Genomic DNA, 16734 nt, shown 5'->3' on the forward strand with positions numbered 1-16734 from the left:
CAAAATAGAGATGAATACTTAATAAAAATTCAAACAGTAAGACAAGTATTACAATAAATCCCACCTTAGCAGATTGTGAATATTAATATCTTTACTGAAAAACAAAATAAATAATTCACAGAGATTATCTCTAAGACGTTATTGATAACTTATTTATAGACTTATCAATTTCTACAATACGCTGAGATCTCATTTAGAGTTCGGAAATCTTTTGAAGCACTGAGGTCGCCTTTTAAGGGCTGTCTTAGATCAATGCTCATATAGTCAAACCCAATTAAATACACTACAATAGTCGCATAATATCTTCACAAGATTACCGACAAATGCTCCTAGCCAATCAAGACAACTGGTAGCTTAAACACCAGAGTAATACTATTGAGGCAGTATTCAATCAACCGCTTTTTATTGTAGGCTTTATGATTGTGTAGTGATGATCAATGGTTTTTTACTATATAGGCGGCTTTATGTTTTTACCGAATTATTTTCAAGACCCAAAGGTGTTGCATCTAAACACCACGGCTCATCACGCTTATTTTATTCCACACCATAATATCCAAAGTGCGGTGCAAAACTCGCGAGAATTTTCTCACTATTTCATTCCTCTCAATGGAAATTGGGATTTTCATTATTTTAAAAGTTATTGGGATTTGCCCGAGAATTTCCTCGATTTTCCCTTTCAACAACGCATTCCTGTGCCTTCCACTTGGCAAACTCAGGGATATGATCAACACCATTACACCAATGTGAATTACCCGTTTCCTTTTGATCCGCCTTATGTTCCACAGGAAAATCCTTGTGGGCTTTATCACCGCACTTTTTATTTGCAAGCTAAAGCCAATAAACGCTACTTAATTAATTTTGAAGGGGTAGATAGTTGTTTCTTTTTATATGTAAATCAAACGTTTATTGGATATAGTCAAGTCAGCCACTGCACAGCTGAATTTGATCTCACGAATTATTTATGCGAAGGAGAAAATCACCTTACCGCGGTGGTCTTAAAGTGGTGTGATGGCAGCTATTTGGAAGATCAAGATAAATTTAGAATGTCGGGTATTTTTCGTGATGTGTATATATTGGAACGCGAGCAAAATTATGTGCAGGATTTTTTCATTAAAACGGCGCTTTCTGCGGATTTAAAAAGTGCGGTGGTAAATTTGGCGATTTTTTTCCGCCAACCTGAAAATCCCCCAACAATTACCTATCACCTTTTTGATCCACAAGGAAAACCACTTCTCCGCACAGAACAGCCTCAATTTTGCGTAGAAAACATTCAATTATGGAATGCAGAAAATCCACAGTGTTACGATTTATTCATCTGCTATGGTGAAGAAGTGATTTGCCAAAAAATAGGATTTCGGCAAATTGAAGTGAAAAAGGGGATTTTATTGCTTAACCAACAGCCGATAAAATTTAAAGGCGTAAATCGGCACGATAGTGATCCTCAGAGCGGTTATACGATTAGTGAACAGCAAGCAATGGCAGATCTGCGTCTAATGAAGCAACACAATTTTAACGCCATTCGCACTGCCCATTATCCTAATGCACCTTGGTTTGCGGAATTGTGCGATCGTTACGGCTTTTATTTGATCGCGGAAGCCGATATTGAAAGTCACGGCACCAATGCGGTCTATGTGCCAAGCCCTGAAAAAAGCATTTTACTTGGCGTAGAAACCGCCTCTGATGACGCAACGACTCGTCAGCAAATCATTGATAATTATTGCTATATGGCACGCAGCCCTGATTTCAAACAAGCGATTTTAGATCGCGTACAAGCCAATGTGCAGCGCGATAAAAATCGTCCTAGTGTGCTGATTTGGTCGCTAGGTAATGAAAGTGGTTATGGAGAAAATTTTGAGGCGGCAGCACAGTGGGTAAAAACCGTTGATCCAAGCCGTTTGGTACATTATGAGAATGCCATTTTTCAACATTCCGCTCACCAAAATGATACGACGCAGTTAGATTTACACAGTGAAATGTACCGCAGCACAGAGGATATGGCTGCCTACTTTGCAACACAAACTTCCCCAAAACCTTATTTACTCTGTGAATATCTACACGCAATGGGGAATTCTTGTGGTGATGCGGAAGATTATTTCCAAGCAATACAGCAACACGCAGGGGCTTGTGGTGGGTTTGTGTGGGAATGGTGCGATCACAGCCCTTATTTACCGCAGTCAGAAAAAATGGGGTATGGCGGTGATTTTGGTGATTTCCCTAATGATAACAATTTCTGTGCAGACGGTTTAGTGCGTGCGGATCGCCGTATTCAAAGTAATCTACTTGAACTGAAAAACGTACAACGTCCATTACGTGCAAACTATCACAATGGGCAAATTGAACTCACCAATTATTTTGATTTTACCCACGCAGAAGATATGGTGAGCATTCACTATCAACTGCTAGAAAACGGGGTTCTCGTGCAACAAGGAAACATTGCCGCCCCAAAAATTCCACCAAAATGCACCGCACTTTTACCTTTCACCTTACCGCCAAATAATGGCAGTTTATGGCTGTTGAATTTAACATATCGACAAAAACACGCCTCACCTTTAGTGGAAAAAAATCACTTACTCGGCGTTGATCAACTCTGCCTATTTGGCGATAAACGGCTACCCAGTTTTTATCCCCCGCGCTTAGCAGAAAAAGCCCATATTCAATACCGTTCGCACGAAATTCACATTACCTTTGGCAAGACAAATTATATTTTTGATAAACAAAAAGGCATTCTCTCGCAATGGCTTTATGGGCAATGCCCCATTATTCAGCGTCCGCTGGCGTTTAATATTTGGCGCGCACCATTAGATAACGACAGTCTTATCAAAGCACATTGGGTTGCAGCGGGTTATCATCAGGCTTACAGTCGCGCCTATACGATGCAAGTGGAAATGCGAAAAGATCGGGTTGTGGTGAAAACGCATTGTGCTTTGCTCGCCGTATCGAAAAGTAAAATTTTAGATCTTAAGGTTGAATATCATTTGTTTAATCACACACAGTTTGAGATCAAAATTCACGCGAAAAAAGCACCGCACTTACCTTTTCTACCCCGTTTTGGGTTACGTTTTTACTTAGCCAAACAACAATGGCAAGCACGCTATTTTGGCTATGGCAACGGCGAAAGCTATATTGATAAACACCACGCCACTCAGCTTGGGCTTTATCAAACAACCCCACAGGAAAATCACGTGGATTATTTAAAACCACAGGAAAATGGTAGCCATTATCATTGTTCTTTTATTAAATTAACCCGTGCTGAAGGTGGTTTGTACATCACTGCCCAGCAACCGTTCAGCTTTAACCTTTCCCCTTATAGCCAAGAAGAATTGGCAAGTAAAAAACATCATTACGATTTACAAGAAAGCCCTTACTGTGTGCTGTGTGTGGATTATAAAATGAGTGGCATTGGCTCAAACTCTTGTGGGCCATCGCTCAAAGAGGCTTATCGTTTGAATGAAACCCAATGGGATTGCACCTTTAAGGTGAGTTTGCTTTGAGGCGTGTGGGCAAAATAAGGCATAGGTAAAACGTGGGGCGGAAGTTCGCCCCATTTTTATATCCCATTATTTTTCAATAGGATCTTTCATTGCTTGCAACACGGCTTGCGGCACAAGTTCACTCACATCACCGCCGTGTAGATGAATTTCTCGCACGATGGTGGAAGAAACAAAAGCCCATTTTTCACTTGGAGGGAAGAATAAACTTTCTACGCCTTGTCCATTTTCATTTTTTGTCAATAAACGGTTTAGGCTGGCAAGTTGCAGTTCGTATTCAAAATCAGTGGTGGTTCGCACACCGCGGATAATGGCGTGAATGTGTTTTTCTTTCACGACATTGGCAAGTAAATCAGCAAAGCCAAAAACCTCTACATTTGGCAAGTGCGCCACGGCTTGCTGTGCAATTTTTACTCGGCTATCTAAATCAAACAGAGGCTTTTTACTCGGGCTGGCAGCAATGGCAACAAAAACGTTTGAAAAAAGCACCGCACTTCGCTCAATAATATCTAAATGCCCATTTGTGATAGGGTCAAAAGTGCCGGGATAAATCACAGTTGTCATTGTCTTTCCTCGCTTAAATAAGGCTGTAATAAATCTAATAGGCGTTGCAAGGCGCCACGATTTTCTAATAATACCGTATAGCCTGCTTTGCCGGTGCGTTCACGTAAGGTGGGGGAATTAAGCAAAATTTCCACCGCTCTTGCAATTGCGGCAGCATTATTATTCACTTCAACAAAGCCCTGAACTTCCATTAACTTGCGGTAAACTTCTGGGAAATTGAAGGTATATTTGCCACTCACCACGGGGATTTGAAAGGCTAACGGTTCAAGTGGATTATGCCCTCCCCGTTTCACTAAACTGCCCCCCACAAAGGCAACATCAGCCAATGCATACATTAACATTAGCTCACCCATCGTGTCGCCTAACACCACTTGGGTATCAGGTTGTGGCACGCGATTTTCACTACGGCGAACAAAGGTGAAATGCTGCTTTTCAATTTGTTCCGCCACCTGATTAAAGCGTTCAGGGTGGCGCGGCACGAGAATCAGCAATAAATTAGGAAAGGCTTGTAATAATAAACGATGACTTTCCAAAATCAGGCTTTCTTCACCTTCGTGGGTACTCGCCGCTACCCATATAGGGCGTTGTTGTTTCCACTGGATTTTGAGCTTTTCTGTTTCTGTAAGTAAGCTCTCACTTAATACGAGATCATATTTGATATTGCCAGTGAGTTTGAGCTTTTGTGGATTATAGCCCAGTTTGAGATAACGCTGACCGCTGATGTTATCTTGCGGTGCAATCAAGCTGATTTTACTTAAGATCGCTTGGATATAGCTTTCCAACCAGCCATAGCGTTTTGCTGATCGGGCAGATAAACGAGCATTGGCAATAATAAAAGGAATATGCTGTTTATCTAGTTGATAAATTAAATTCGGCCAAATTTCGGTTTCGATCACAATGCAAGCTTTTGGCTGAATAAAACCAATAAAGCGTTTGATCGCACCGGGTAAATCATAAGGCAAATAAAAATGACTGACTTGCTCACCAAAGGCCGCTTTGACGCGTTCAGATCCCGTTGGCGTTACGGTGGTTAGGGTGATGGCTAAATCAGGGTAAGTACGTTGAATCGCTTTCACTAATGGCGTGGCTGCAATGACTTCGCCCACCGATGCCGCGTGAATTAACACGCCATTCGGTTTCGGTGGGGTTTGTGAGGCAGAATAAATAGCATAACGCTCCAAAATTCGCTGACGATAAGCCGGCGCTTTGAAGCTACGTAATAAAATAAATAACCAAATAAGCGGTTGAACAAGATACATTATGCTGGTGTAAATTCTGTGCCACATAGCCGTTTCTTCATTAAATAGCGAGAAAACCGAGAACTTCTCCGCACTTTATTAAGACAAGAAACAAAGTGCGGTGGAATTTCGCGACGTTTTTATTTTATGGATTGTTCAATAATTCCACCACCAAGGCAAATTTCACCTTGATAAAACACTGCTGATTGCCCCGGTGTAACCGCAATTTGCGGTTCATCAAAACGTACTTCGATGCTATCATCATTAATTGGGATAATTTGACAAGGAATATCCGTTTGACGATAGCGTGTTTTCACAGTGCAACGCAGGGGTTCACGAATCGGCTGGCGATCTACCCAATGTAGCTGTTGTGCAATTAAGCCACTGGATAGCAACGCGGAATTATCTAACCCCTGAGCCACCACTAACACGTTATTTGTGAGATCTTTTTCGACCACATACCACGCATTTTCTGCTTTACCTTTCACCCCACCAATGCCTAAGCCTTTGCGTTGCCCTAAGGTATGATACATTAAGCCTTGATGACGCCCAATAATCTCGCCTTCCGTTGTCTTAATATCACCCGGTTGAGCAGGCAAGAAACGGGCTAGAAAATCTTTAAATTTACGCTCGCCGATAAAACAAATGCCAGTCGAATCTTTTTTCTTGGCGGTAACCAAGCCTAAATCTTCTGCAATGGCCCGCACCACGGGCTTTTCAAGCTCGCCAACAGGGAAAAGGCTTTGCCCCACTTGGCGTTCACTCAAGGTGTAAAGAAAGTAACTTTGATCTTTATTCGTATCTAAACCACGCAACAATTGCGCTTTGCCATTGTGATCTCGACGACGCACATAATGCCCTGTGGCGATATAATCTGCCCCTAAATCTTCTGCCGCATATTCCAAAAAGGCTTTAAACTTGATTTCTTTGTTGCACAAAATATCAGGGTTAGGTGTGCGGCCTGCTTTATATTCCGCTAAAAAATGTTCAAAAACATTATCCCAATATTCTGCGGCAAAATTGATTTTATGTAATTTGATCCCGAGCTTATCGCAAACCGCTTGTGCGTCTGCCAAATCCGCTGCTGCGGTGCAATAATCCGTATCATCATCTTCTTCCCAATTTTTCATAAACAAGCCTTCCACTTGGTAGCCTTGTTGTTGAAGAATAAATGCGGAAACAGAGGAATCTACCCCGCCAGACATACCACAAATCACTTTTATTTTACTGTTTTCTGCACGTTGTTCTTCACTGAGTGCTGGAAAATATTGTTCGTAAGTTTTTGATTTCATCATAATTTTGCTTAATTTTTTTACCGCACTTTCGTTTCCCCATTGGGGCATTATTTGACTTCGTAAAAGTTATTTTCGCTTTTGTTGAAACGCTCTAATTCTGATGCGTCCACTTCACCTTTCTCTACTTTTGCTTTTAAGTTATCGCAAGGCTCATCACAATCGCAGACTTTTTTTAACCCCAACGCGGAGATCCCCCCGCAGCTTCCTGCAATGGATTTACGTTTAATAATATAGCCAATAGACATAGCAAAAATAACGAGGACGAAAAAGCCGAAAGTAATAAAAAAGAGTTCCATATTTCCCCCTTATTGGTTGATGAGTTGTTTAAATGCAGAAGACATTTTTACCTCAAATCCTTTTTCCGTTTTGATAATTAAATAAACGGCAAGTTTTTGCTGCTCTGCAATATCCAGTGCTTTCGCTTCACCCAGCACAAATAGCCCTGTTGAAAGCCCGTCTGCGGTCATTGATGACGGCGCTAATACGGTAATCGAGGCTAAATGATGTTGGATTGGTCGCCCAGTTTGTGGATCAATTTCGTGCGAATAACGCACGCCATTTTCTTCAAAGTAAATGCGATAATCACCTGAGGTTGCCATTGCTAAATTATGTAGCCCAACAACTTGCTCAACACTTCTGGAACCGTCAAAGGTAGGCTTTTCAATGGCAATTTGCCAAGGTTTGTTTTCGCTATTATTTCCTTTAGCACGAATTTCGCCACCAATTTCTACCATATAGTTGCCAATGCCTAAACTTTCTAGGTAATCCGCCACTTGATCCACACCAAAGCCTTTGGCAATCGAAGATAAATCCACATAAAGTTCTGGCACAGTTTTTTCTAAGTAAAATTTACCCGCACTTTCACTGAGTTTTAATTTTTCAATGCCAACCCACGCACGGCGTTCATCAAGTTGTTGCTGGCTCGGTGCTTTTTCCACGCGTTTTTCGGGGCCAAATCCCCATAAATTCACCAAGGGGCCTACGGTAACATCTAATGCACCTTGTGTAACCTTATTTAAGCGAATGGCTTCACCTATCACTTTGGCAAGATCGGCTGAAATTTCAATGGGCGTATTAACTTGACGATTTTGATTAAAGCGACTTAATTCAGAAGTCGGAATATAAGTGGACATTTTATCATTAACGTCTTTTAAAATATGTTCAATCCCCTCGTGTGTATCGGTAACCGATTGTGAGCCTTCCTCAGTGATGTATTTGATATGGTAGGTTGTTCCCATTGTTTTACCTTCAAAGGCAATTTGTTTTGGCTCTTTATTGCAAGCAGTTAGTGCTACCGCAGTGAACAATGCTACACCCCACATTTGTAATGTTTTGATTTTCATACGCCCTCCCAAAACGACTAATTAATAATGGAAAACAGACAACTCAACATCCTTATCTGTTTTCCATTCTTGATTATTAAAAACAACCGAGGGAAATTGAGCTATTTTTGGAAAATCCCTCGGCTGAAATTTATTGTTGAGGAGCTGGTTCGAGCATCTCTATTGTCAGTTTGCACTCAGCAATCGCTTTATTTGGATCCACCTTAAATTTTGCAAGCATATCTTTTTCCAAATCTGTCCAAAGTGCGTTGATATCATCCATTGAATGGGTTTCTTTCATAATTCTGAAAAAGATTTCTTTCACTTCAAGGCATTCTTTTGGTAATTCTGTCGCAGAAGCGGATAACACAAAAGTCGCAAAAAATATGGTGATCAATAATTTTTTCATTCATTTTCCTTATTAATTTAAGTGATTAAGGTTAGTTTAATTTTAACGCTCAAATCCATAACTATTTGAGAAATTTGACCATTCTTTTAATGGGATCATTCATTTTTCATCTTTAGTTATCTTTAAATCTTAGGATAAGCGGTCTCTTTTTTCAAAAAATTTGCAAGAAAAGACCGCTTGATTGATAAGATTATTTGCCATTCATCTCTTTGAGCATTTTAAGCATTTCTGCACAGCCTGCCGCAACCGCTTTTTCACCATTTTGTTTCATGGCATCAGCTAATTCTGCTTGGGCACCTTTAAATGTTTCTTCAATTTCAGCTTTACTTGGACCATTCTTTTTAGTTTCAGCTACTGTTTTCACATACTCCAAATATTCTTTACACTCTTTTGGAAGATCTTGTGCTTGAGCAGATAAAGCAAAACCTGTAAATAATGCAGCAATAAGTAATTTTTTCATAACATCTCCATTAATTGAAAAATAAGTTAGTCTTCGTTAGGAAAAAAGCTCAAATCCACAAAGTCATCGTGAATTTGACCTTAGTTTAAGTAAGCTTGTGAGTAAAATTAACCACCGAAATCATCTAATAAGATGTTTTCATCTTCTACACCAAGATCTTTTAACATCTTGATCACAGAAGCATTCATGATTGGAGGTCCACACATATAGTATTCACAATCTTCCGGTGCTTCGTGGTTTTTCAGGTAGTTTTCATAAAGAACATTATGAATAAAGCCTGTATAACCCGTCCAATTATCTTCCGGCAATGCATCTGAAAGCGCTACATGCCATACGAAGTTGTCGTTTTCTGCTTGTAGGGTATCGAAATCTTCTACATAGAACATTTCACGTTTAGAACGCGCCCCGTACCAGAATGACATTTTACGTTTTGATTTCAAACGTTTTAATTGGTCGAAGATATGTGAACGCATTGGTGCCATACCTGCCCCCCCACCGATAAATACCATTTCTGCATCAGTATCTTTCGCGAAGAATTCACCGAATGGACCAGAAATAGTTACTTTATCACCCGGTTTTAATGACCAAATATAAGAAGACATTTGTCCTGGTGGTGCATCTGGGTTACTTGGTGGTGGCGTTGCGATACGCACGTTAAGCATAATGATGCCTTTCTCTTCTGGGTATGAAGCCATTGAGTAAGCACGCACAATTGGCTCGTCCACTTTTGACACATAACGCCATAAATCAAATTTATCCCAATCTTCGTGATATTCTTTTGGAATATCGAAGTCTTTGTAATAAACCGTATGAGGATCCGCTTCAATTTGGATATAACCACCCGCACGGAATGGTACTTCTTCCCCTTCAGGAATTTGAAGTTTGAGTTCTTTAATGAAGGTGGCTTTGTTGTCGTTAGAAATAACGGTACATTCCCATTTTTTCACGCCGAACACTTCTTCAGGTAATTCAATTTGCATATTGGTTTTTACATTTACCTGACAAGCTAGACGATAACCTTCTTTCGCTTCACGTTTTGAAATGTGAGAAAGTTCTGTTGGTAGAATATCACCACCGCCCTCAGTTACTTTCACCACACATTGACCACAAGAGCCACCGCCCCCACAAGCTGAAGAAACGAAAATCCCTTTGCTTGCTAATGCGCCTAATAATTTTCCACCTGCTGGCAAGTGAATGGCTTTGCTTGGATCGTGATTGATTTCAATAGTAATGTCCCCTGAGTTTACGAGTTTAGATTTAGCAAGCAAGATAATTGCTGCTAACGCTAAAACCACCACAGTGAACATTGCAATACCTAAAATAATTTCCATTTAGTATCCCCTTCTTATAACTGAATACCTGAAAATGACATAAAGCCAAGCGCCATTAGACCTACGGTGATAAAGGTGATCCCTAAACCACGCAAGCCTGCTGGAATATCAGCATATTTCATTTTTTCAGTTAAACCGGCAAGTGCCACGATAGCAAGCATCCAACCTGTTCCTGCACCGATACCATAAACTACCGATTCAGCAAGGTTGTATTCACGTTGCACCATAAAAGATACCCCACCGAAAATCGCACAGTTTACGGTGATTAACGGTAAGAAGATCCCTAATGCGTTATAAAGTGCGGGGAAAAATTTGTCCAAAACCATTTCTAGGATTTGTACTAATGCCGCAATCACACCGATGAAGGTGATAAAGCGTAAGAAACTTAAATCTACGCCTTCTACTAACGCACCATCTTTTAAGATGTGAGTATAAACAATTTGGTTTGCTGGCACGGCGATACCTAATACTACGATTACCGCGATCCCTAAACCAAAGGCTGTTGAAACTTTCTTTGAAACCGCAAGGAATGTACACATACCAAGGAAGAAAGAAAGTGCCATATTTTCAATAAAAATGGACTTAACAAATAGACTTAAATAGTGTTCCATCTTATTTCTCCACTTGCTCTGGTTTCCAAGTTCTTAAGCCCCAAATTAAGAAGCCGATGATAAAGAACGCACTTGGTGCTAAAAGGAATAAACCATTTGCTTGATACCAACCACCGTCTTGGATAGTTTGGAAAATAGTCATTCCGAATACTTTACCTGAACCAATTAATTCGCGTAAAAATGCCACAATAACAAGGATCACACCATAACCGATACCGTTACCTAGACCATCAACAAAACTTGCTAATGGTGGCTCTTTCATTGCAAATGCTTCTGCGCGACCCATTACGATACAGTTGGTAATGATTAAGCCAACGAATACCGAAAGCTGTTTAGATAACTCATAAGCATAGGCTTGCAACACTTGATCCACAAGGGTTACTAATGATGCAATGATCGCCATTTGCACGATAATACGGATACTATTTGGAATATAGTTACGGATACAAGAAATAAAGAAACTTGAAAATGCCGTTACTAAACTTACTGCGATTGCCATTACCACCGCAGTTTCTAATTTTGTTGTTACCGCAAGTGCTGAACAGATCCCCAAAATTTGCAATGCAATTGGGTTGTTGTTCACGATTGGAGATAACAATAATTTTTTCATATTTGCATTAGCCATTAGTTAGCCTCCGCTCTAAGTTTGTCTAAATACGGGCCAAAACCATCGCGACCAAACCAGTAATCAAAAGAACCTTGTACCCCTTTTGTGGTTAAAGTTGCACCAGATAAACCATCGATACCGTGTTCTTTATCTGCTGAAGCACCTTTGCCAATTTTAATCGCTACTTGATCTTGAGCATTAAAGAGTTTTTTACCCACAAAGTATTTCTGCCAGTTTGGATTAGCGATTTCGCCCCCTAAACCTGCGGTTTCACCTTGTTCATAGTAAGTAATCCCTTTAATGGTATTTGCATCTGGCGCAACAGACACAAAGCCATACATCACAGACCACAATCCTGTACCATAAATTGGCAACACGATTTGTGACGTTTTGCCTTGTGCATCTTTCACTAAATAAACCTCAGCATATTTCGCCCGCACTTTAATGCCAGCTTTATCTTCTTCAGGTTTAATTGCTACGCTTTCTGCAGGATCTTTTACCGCAACACGTGCATCAAAGTTTTTGATGTCGCTTACATAATCACCCGTTGCAAGATCCACAATTTTCGGCTCAATGTTTTCTGCATAAAGGGCTTTAATTTCCGCACCTTTTGCTTTAGCGGGTAATAATCCTGCTACACTGAGAATGTTTTTCTGTTTATCTAATAATTTTTGCTCATTTTGCGTCGGTTTCAAACCTACTGCCGCACTTGCTACGATAATTGAGCAAACTAAGCTGACTAAAACAACAACAAGGATTGTTCCGCCAACACTATCTTTATTAAACTTAGCCATTGCGCGCTCTCCGACGTTTGATATTTGCTTGAACAACCAGATAGTCAAAAATTGGGGCAAATAAGTTAGCTAATAAGATGGCTAACATCATTCCTTCTGGATAAGCTGGATTAACCACACGAATAATCACCGCCATTGCACCAATTAATGCACCGTACCACCATTTACCTTTGTTGGTGAATGAGGCTGATACTGGGTCAGTTGCCATAAATAACATACCTAAAGCAAAACCACCCAATACTAAGTGCCAATGCCAAGGCATTGAGAATAATGGGTTAGTGTCTGAACCAATCACATTAAATAGGGTAGAAGTGGCAATCATACCGATCATCACACCAGCGATAATACGCCAAGAGGCAATGCGTGCGAACACAATCACCGCCGCACCAATTAATAATGCAAGGGTAGAAACTTCACCGATTGAACCTGGGATATTCCCTAAAAAAGCGTCCATCCATTGAATTGGCTGACCGGTGGTAACTTGTTTTAATGCTCCTTGACCGCCGGTTGCCCATTGTGAAAGTGCGGTTGCACCAGAGAAACCATCAGCGGCGATCCATACGGAATCCCCTGAGATTTGTGCTGGATAAGCAAAGAATAAAAACGCACGCCCTGCTAATGCTGGGTTCATAAAGTTTTTACCAACACCACCAAACACCTCTTTCGCCACAACAACCCCGAACGTTGTCGCTAACGCCGCTTGCCATAATGGCAATGTTGGCGGAACGATAAGGGCTAATAAAATAGAGGTTACGAAGAAACCTTCGTTGATTTCGTGTTTACGCACTGTGGCAAATAACACTTCCCAGAAACCGCCCACAAGGAATACGGTTAAATAAATTGGTAGGAAGAAAATCGCCCCTAATGCCATTTTAGCAAGTACACCTGCATCAGGCGACACTAAACCTAGTGCGTTTGCTAAGGCAAAATGCCAGTCATTCGCCACATTTTGTGCTAAGTTTTGCGCAAAATCACCGACGTTTAATGCAAGGATAGATTGCGCCCCCACATTAAACATACCGTAGAACATTGCTGGAAATAACGCCAGCCACACTAATACCATCATACGTTTTGAATCTAACGCATCACGGACGTGAGAAGCTTTCGCTGTTACTGTACCGGGGGTATATAAAAAGGTTGCCGTTGCTTCAAACAGTGCATACCATTTTTCATATTTACCACCCGGTAAAAAAGCAGGTTCCATTTTCTCTAAAAGATGTTTTAAACCCATTTTTAACCTTCCTTCTCGATCTTATCTAGAGCCGCACGCAGCATTGGACCGTAATCATTTTTACCCGGACAAACGAATGTACAAAGTGCTAAATCTTCTTCATCTAACTCTAAGCAACCTAATGCTTGCGCACTATCGGTATCGCCAGCACTTAAATCACGCAGTAATAATGTCGGGATAATATCTAATGGCATCACACGTTCATAAGCGCCAATTGGTACCATTGCACGGTGTCCACCATTAAGTGCGGTGGTAAAATTGAATAATTTATGGCCGAAATGACCTAATACGGTACGGGTGATCGAATATTTATTTGCGCCCGGCATAATCCAACCGAGGAACTCTTTCTCACGCCCTTCTACAAGCACAGAAACCTGTAACGCATAGCGTCCTAAGTAAGCTAATGCGCCTTCCGCTTTATGACCACTTAACACAGATCCTGAAATAATGCGGTTTTCGCCTTCTTTTAATTCACCTTGAGTTAATTGGGCTAAATTAGCACCAAGTTGCGTGCGAATTAAACGTGGATTTTTCACCTGCGGACCAGCTAATGCGACAACACGATCTGTAAACAATTCACCCGTGGTAAATAATTTACCGATAGCAATCACATCTTGATAGTTTAAATGCCAAACTTGCTTGGTTGCACCCACAGGATCGATAAAGTGAATATGTGTACCAACAAGTCCTGCAGGATGTGGACCTTTAAAACGGTTAGTTTGCACATTTTCAATTTGGCGACTTTGTGCTGCATTTAAGATATTAGAATCAGCGCCACCACAAAGATGGATCATTTTTTTGCCGTCAAACAAACGGCTTAACACCGTTAAGCCATCAAAGAAAGCTTGCTGATGTTCTGCAATAATCACTTCTGGATTTGCCGCTAATGGATTTGTATCCATTGCATTGACAAAAATAGAAGAAGGTACCGCATCAATAGCTGGCACTTTACTAAATGGACGGGTACGCAATGCTGTCCAAAGCCCTGAGGCTTGTAAGTTTTGACGAACTTGCTCCGAAGTTAAACTTTTTAGCTCATCGGCAGAATATTTATTAAAGGTAACCTGATCATCACCTTCGATTTGAATCACTACTGATTGCAACACACGCTTAGCACCGCGATTAATCGCAGTTACAGTACCGCTGGCAGGGGCAGTAAATAATACGCCGGGGTTCTTTTTATCTTCAAAAAGTACCTGACCTTTTTTCACTACATCACCTTCACGCACCTTCATTGAAGGACGCATTCCCACATACTCTTCGCCAAGCAAGGCAACTTCAGTAACGGCATTGCCGCTATGGATTACTTGTTCTGGCTTCCCAGCAATAGGAAGATCCAAGCCTTTTTTAATCGTAATCATATTGTATGCACTACTTTTCGTTAGATTAAAAATATAGCTATCGCAAGCTAAAACGCAATGCGATAACCTCGTCTTGAGTAATGATTTTTGCTTAATTATCAACGATGAATGCAAAAAACATCGTCATAATATCCACTCCAACCACATAAATTTAAAACTCAAATTCTGTTTAGATTTTATACCGCGCATAAAACTAAACGCGCAATATACGTTAAAATTTTGATAAAAATTAGCAGTTCATTTTAACTAAATAATAACTTTCATTCCACTTTGACAAACAGTTTTTCCTGCTTTTTCGCAAAAAAACCGCTCTGTTCTTGTGGAAAATCAAATTTTGCAAAAACCTGTTAGCTAATCTTACCTCGTATGAGGTAGCTTGTTTATTGCCCGACACCTAAACAATTTGGCGATTTTGGGAACTGCTGTTCCAACGCGTGCCATTCATCTAATGTATAAGTATGTAGTGCTAATGCGTGGATACCCTGTTTCAATTCTTCTGCTAATAACTGATACAACATTTGATGGCGCGCGACCTTTCTCACCCCATTAAATTCATCGCTCACTAACACCACTTTAAAATGCGAATCTGCACCACGCCACGAACTGTGCATATGGCTTTCATTTTCAATATGCAAAAAGTGCGGTGCAAATTTTTGCGAAATTTTTTGTTCTAAAACTTGTTGAACACCCATTATCCTTTCCTTCTTTTATAAACTAACACAATAAAAATTTGCTTTTGCAAAGACTATACATTCATACTGAAGTTTGCAAGAATAGCCGTATCTTTTTTATTCGCGAGGAAATGACTATGCGTTTTACCAAACTCTCTCTCATCAGCTTATTTTCAAGTGCCGTGCTATTATCTGCTTGCCAATCTCAGCCCAGTAACACGCTCACGTTTACCCCACCTAGCCCAAGTGTACAATTCAATGCCGCAAATCAACAGGCGGTGCTAAACATTTTAACCCGCGATGTGCGCCAACAACCTGAAGTATCGAGCTATGTTTATAATGAAAAAATATTTAAACTCTTTGCCAAACCAACGCCAACCGCGCTTTTCGATCAAGTCATCAAACAAGATTTAAATGCCAAAGGTTTCCGCATTGCGGCAACACCGGCTCAATCCAACACCAACGTCATTGTGAATATCAATAAATTCTATGCCGATATAGATCAGGGCAATTTGCGTTACAAAATCACAGCAAATGTACAACTTAGCGTTCAAGTACAGGGTGCAAAAGGACAATTTAATAAAAATATTGGTTCATCAAGAACCCAAGAAGGGGCGTTCAAAGCCAGTAATGAAAATATCCAGAAGGTGCTAACCCAAGCCTTGCAAGAAACCGTGAAAAGTATTTATCAAGATCAAGACATCGCTAATGCGATTAATCGCTATTCCAATTAATGTGATGGCTATCTTGCTTTATTTTGAAATAACACAGCCTAGCTGGTTTTCACTTATTGCAAAGTGAAGCCGCAATAAAAGAAAACCTTGCAAACTAACGCAAGGTTTTTTATTACCTAAAATGGCGAACGTGGGCGGAGTCGAACCGCCGACCTGTCCCTTAGGAGGGGACTGCTCTATCCTGCTAAGCTACACGTTCTTTTGTGATTCAGTTTCGCATAAATAGGTGATGATGAAAAGCAAATACTGAGAAATAAAGTGCGGTGTTAATTTTGTTAATTTTTAATCAGAAAAGAGAGGGTAATTAGATATGAAAAAGCCGCTAATTTTCATTAGCGGCTATTAAGAATTTGGCTCCTCCTGCTGGACTTGAACCAGCGACATATGGATTAACAGTCCACCGTTCTACCGACTGAACTAAGGAGGAATAGTGGTGCCTCGAGGCGGAATCGAACCACCGACACGGGGATTTTCAATCCCCTGCTCTACCGACTGAGCTATCGAGGCAACGCATCAGTGGTGCGTATTAAACGATTTTTACCGCGGTAAGTCAATCATTAATTTTAACTTTTTTACATTTTTTTATCCGTTTGAATATTTAACAGACGAAACGCATAG

16 protein-coding genes and 3 tRNA genes are annotated in these 16734 nt (G+C 40.6%); 2 read left to right on the forward strand and 17 right to left on the reverse strand.

Going from position 1 to position 16734, the window contains the following annotated elements:
- Positions 1-464 precede the first annotated feature (464 nt).
- Positions 465-3491 (forward strand): glycoside hydrolase family 2 TIM barrel-domain containing protein, encoded by a 3027-nt coding sequence (locus L5B83_RS04145; RefSeq protein ID WP_265777668.1) that lies wholly within the window; start codon positions 465-467, stop codon positions 3489-3491.
- A 66-nt stretch (positions 3492-3557) separates the two neighbouring features.
- On the opposite strand, the gene coaD is transcribed toward L5B83_RS04145, so the two are convergent.
- The 14 genes from coaD to L5B83_RS04215 all read right to left on the reverse strand — a co-directional run bounded on the left by coaD (position 3558) and on the right by L5B83_RS04215 (position 15403).
- Positions 3558-4052, reverse strand: a complete 495-nt coding sequence (gene coaD / locus L5B83_RS04150; RefSeq protein ID WP_265777669.1) for a pantetheine-phosphate adenylyltransferase — start codon at positions 4050-4052, stop codon at positions 3558-3560.
- On the reverse strand, positions 4049-5338 hold the full coding sequence (gene waaA / locus L5B83_RS04155) for a lipid IV(A) 3-deoxy-D-manno-octulosonic acid transferase (RefSeq protein ID WP_250363870.1): 1290 nt from the start codon (positions 5336-5338) through the stop codon (positions 4049-4051). Before waaA ends, coaD begins: the two co-directional genes overlap by 4 nt.
- Positions 5339-5430: 92 nt before the next feature.
- Positions 5431-6582: a tRNA 2-thiouridine(34) synthase MnmA gene (mnmA, locus tag L5B83_RS04160; RefSeq protein WP_250364521.1), complete on the reverse strand. Its 1152-nt coding sequence runs from the start codon at positions 6580-6582 to the stop codon at positions 5431-5433.
- A gap of 50 nt (positions 6583-6632) precedes the next feature.
- Positions 6633-6881, reverse strand: a complete 249-nt coding sequence (gene nqrM, locus L5B83_RS04165; RefSeq protein WP_250351355.1) for a (Na+)-NQR maturation NqrM — start codon at positions 6879-6881, stop codon at positions 6633-6635.
- Positions 6882-6890: 9 nt separating this feature from the next.
- On the reverse strand, positions 6891-7928 hold the full coding sequence (locus L5B83_RS04170) for an FAD:protein FMN transferase (protein WP_265777670.1): 1038 nt from the start codon (positions 7926-7928) through the stop codon (positions 6891-6893).
- Between the two features lie 130 nt (positions 7929-8058).
- Positions 8059-8316 (reverse strand): hypothetical protein, encoded by a 258-nt coding sequence (locus L5B83_RS04175; protein WP_265754638.1) that lies wholly within the window; start codon positions 8314-8316, stop codon positions 8059-8061.
- A gap of 190 nt (positions 8317-8506) precedes the next feature.
- On the reverse strand, positions 8507-8776 hold the full coding sequence (locus L5B83_RS04180) for a hypothetical protein (RefSeq protein WP_265754639.1): 270 nt from the start codon (positions 8774-8776) through the stop codon (positions 8507-8509).
- A gap of 107 nt (positions 8777-8883) precedes the next feature.
- Complete coding sequence (gene nqrF / locus L5B83_RS04185) at positions 8884-10107, reverse strand: NADH:ubiquinone reductase (Na(+)-transporting) subunit F (protein ID WP_265777671.1); 1224 nt, start codon at positions 10105-10107, stop codon at positions 8884-8886.
- A 14-nt stretch (positions 10108-10121) separates the two neighbouring features.
- Entirely contained in the window at positions 10122-10718 is a 597-nt protein-coding gene (gene nqrE / locus L5B83_RS04190; protein ID WP_013745915.1) for an NADH:ubiquinone reductase (Na(+)-transporting) subunit E, read from the reverse strand.
- Between the two features lies 1 nt (position 10719).
- Positions 10720-11343: an NADH:ubiquinone reductase (Na(+)-transporting) subunit D gene (locus L5B83_RS04195; protein WP_264244909.1), complete on the reverse strand. Its 624-nt coding sequence runs from the start codon at positions 11341-11343 to the stop codon at positions 10720-10722.
- The gene (locus L5B83_RS04200; protein ID WP_103854398.1) at positions 11343-12119 is read right to left on the reverse strand and encodes a Na(+)-translocating NADH-quinone reductase subunit C; all 777 of its coding nucleotides are present in this window, start codon (positions 12117-12119) and stop codon (positions 11343-11345) included. The genes L5B83_RS04195 and L5B83_RS04200 overlap by 1 nt, the downstream gene beginning before the upstream one ends.
- Positions 12112-13350, reverse strand: a complete 1239-nt coding sequence (locus L5B83_RS04205) for an NADH:ubiquinone reductase (Na(+)-transporting) subunit B (protein ID WP_265777672.1) — start codon at positions 13348-13350, stop codon at positions 12112-12114. The genes L5B83_RS04200 and L5B83_RS04205 overlap by 8 nt, the downstream gene beginning before the upstream one ends.
- A gap of 2 nt (positions 13351-13352) precedes the next feature.
- On the reverse strand, positions 13353-14711 hold the full coding sequence (locus tag L5B83_RS04210) for a Na(+)-translocating NADH-quinone reductase subunit A (protein ID WP_265777673.1): 1359 nt from the start codon (positions 14709-14711) through the stop codon (positions 13353-13355).
- Positions 14712-15091: 380 nt separating this feature from the next.
- Complete coding sequence (locus tag L5B83_RS04215) at positions 15092-15403, reverse strand: BolA family protein (protein ID WP_265777674.1); 312 nt, start codon at positions 15401-15403, stop codon at positions 15092-15094.
- 110 nt (positions 15404-15513) lie between these two features.
- Between L5B83_RS04215 and L5B83_RS04220 the strand changes: the two genes are divergently transcribed.
- Positions 15514-16116, forward strand: coding sequence for a YajG family lipoprotein (locus L5B83_RS04220; protein WP_442780622.1), 603 nt, complete (start codon positions 15514-15516; stop codon positions 16114-16116).
- Between the two features lie 122 nt (positions 16117-16238).
- Here the strand turns inward: L5B83_RS04220 and L5B83_RS04225 are convergent.
- The 3 genes from L5B83_RS04225 to L5B83_RS04235 all read right to left on the reverse strand — a co-directional run bounded on the left by L5B83_RS04225 (position 16239) and on the right by L5B83_RS04235 (position 16623).
- Positions 16239-16315, reverse strand: a tRNA-Arg gene (locus L5B83_RS04225).
- Positions 16316-16467: 152 nt separating this feature from the next.
- Positions 16468-16543, reverse strand: a tRNA-Asn gene (locus tag L5B83_RS04230).
- Positions 16544-16547: 4 nt separating this feature from the next.
- Positions 16548-16623: transfer RNA gene (locus tag L5B83_RS04235), tRNA-Phe, on the reverse strand.
- Positions 16624-16734: the final 111 nt, after the last annotated feature.

The sequence above is a fragment of the Avibacterium sp. 21-599 genome (assembly GCF_026226765.1).
Classification (GTDB): Bacteria; Pseudomonadota; Gammaproteobacteria; order Enterobacterales; family Pasteurellaceae; genus Avibacterium.

Bases quoted from the DNA above. Each gene is read 5' to 3' on its own strand.
- L5B83_RS04145 (WP_265777668.1), top strand. From the start codon at position 465: ATGTTTTTACCGAATTATTTTCAAGACCCAAAGGTGTTGCATCTAAAC.
- coaD (WP_265777669.1), bottom strand. From the start codon at position 4,052: ATGACAACTGTGATTTATCCCGGCACTTTTGACCCTATCACAAATGGG.
- waaA (WP_250363870.1), bottom strand. From the start codon at position 5,338: ATGTGGCACAGAATTTACACCAGCATAATGTATCTTGTTCAACCGCTT.
- mnmA (WP_250364521.1), bottom strand. From the start codon at position 6,582: ATGAAATCAAAAACTTACGAACAATATTTTCCAGCACTCAGTGAAGAA.
- nqrM (WP_250351355.1), bottom strand. From the start codon at position 6,881: ATGGAACTCTTTTTTATTACTTTCGGCTTTTTCGTCCTCGTTATTTTT.
- L5B83_RS04170 (WP_265777670.1), bottom strand. From the start codon at position 7,928: ATGAAAATCAAAACATTACAAATGTGGGGTGTAGCATTGTTCACTGCG.
- L5B83_RS04175 (WP_265754638.1), bottom strand. From the start codon at position 8,316: ATGAAAAAATTATTGATCACCATATTTTTTGCGACTTTTGTGTTATCC.
- L5B83_RS04180 (WP_265754639.1), bottom strand. From the start codon at position 8,776: ATGAAAAAATTACTTATTGCTGCATTATTTACAGGTTTTGCTTTATCT.
- nqrF (WP_265777671.1), bottom strand. From the start codon at position 10,107: ATGGAAATTATTTTAGGTATTGCAATGTTCACTGTGGTGGTTTTAGCG.
- nqrE (WP_013745915.1), bottom strand. From the start codon at position 10,718: ATGGAACACTATTTAAGTCTATTTGTTAAGTCCATTTTTATTGAAAAT.
- L5B83_RS04195 (WP_264244909.1), bottom strand. From the start codon at position 11,343: ATGGCTAATGCAAATATGAAAAAATTATTGTTATCTCCAATCGTGAAC.
- L5B83_RS04200 (WP_103854398.1), bottom strand. From the start codon at position 12,119: ATGGCTAAGTTTAATAAAGATAGTGTTGGCGGAACAATCCTTGTTGTT.
- L5B83_RS04205 (WP_265777672.1), bottom strand. From the start codon at position 13,350: ATGGGTTTAAAACATCTTTTAGAGAAAATGGAACCTGCTTTTTTACCG.
- L5B83_RS04210 (WP_265777673.1), bottom strand. From the start codon at position 14,711: ATGATTACGATTAAAAAAGGCTTGGATCTTCCTATTGCTGGGAAGCCA.
- L5B83_RS04215 (WP_265777674.1), bottom strand. From the start codon at position 15,403: ATGGGTGTTCAACAAGTTTTAGAACAAAAAATTTCGCAAAAATTTGCA.
- L5B83_RS04220 (WP_442780622.1), top strand. From the start codon at position 15,514: ATGACTATGCGTTTTACCAAACTCTCTCTCATCAGCTTATTTTCAAGT.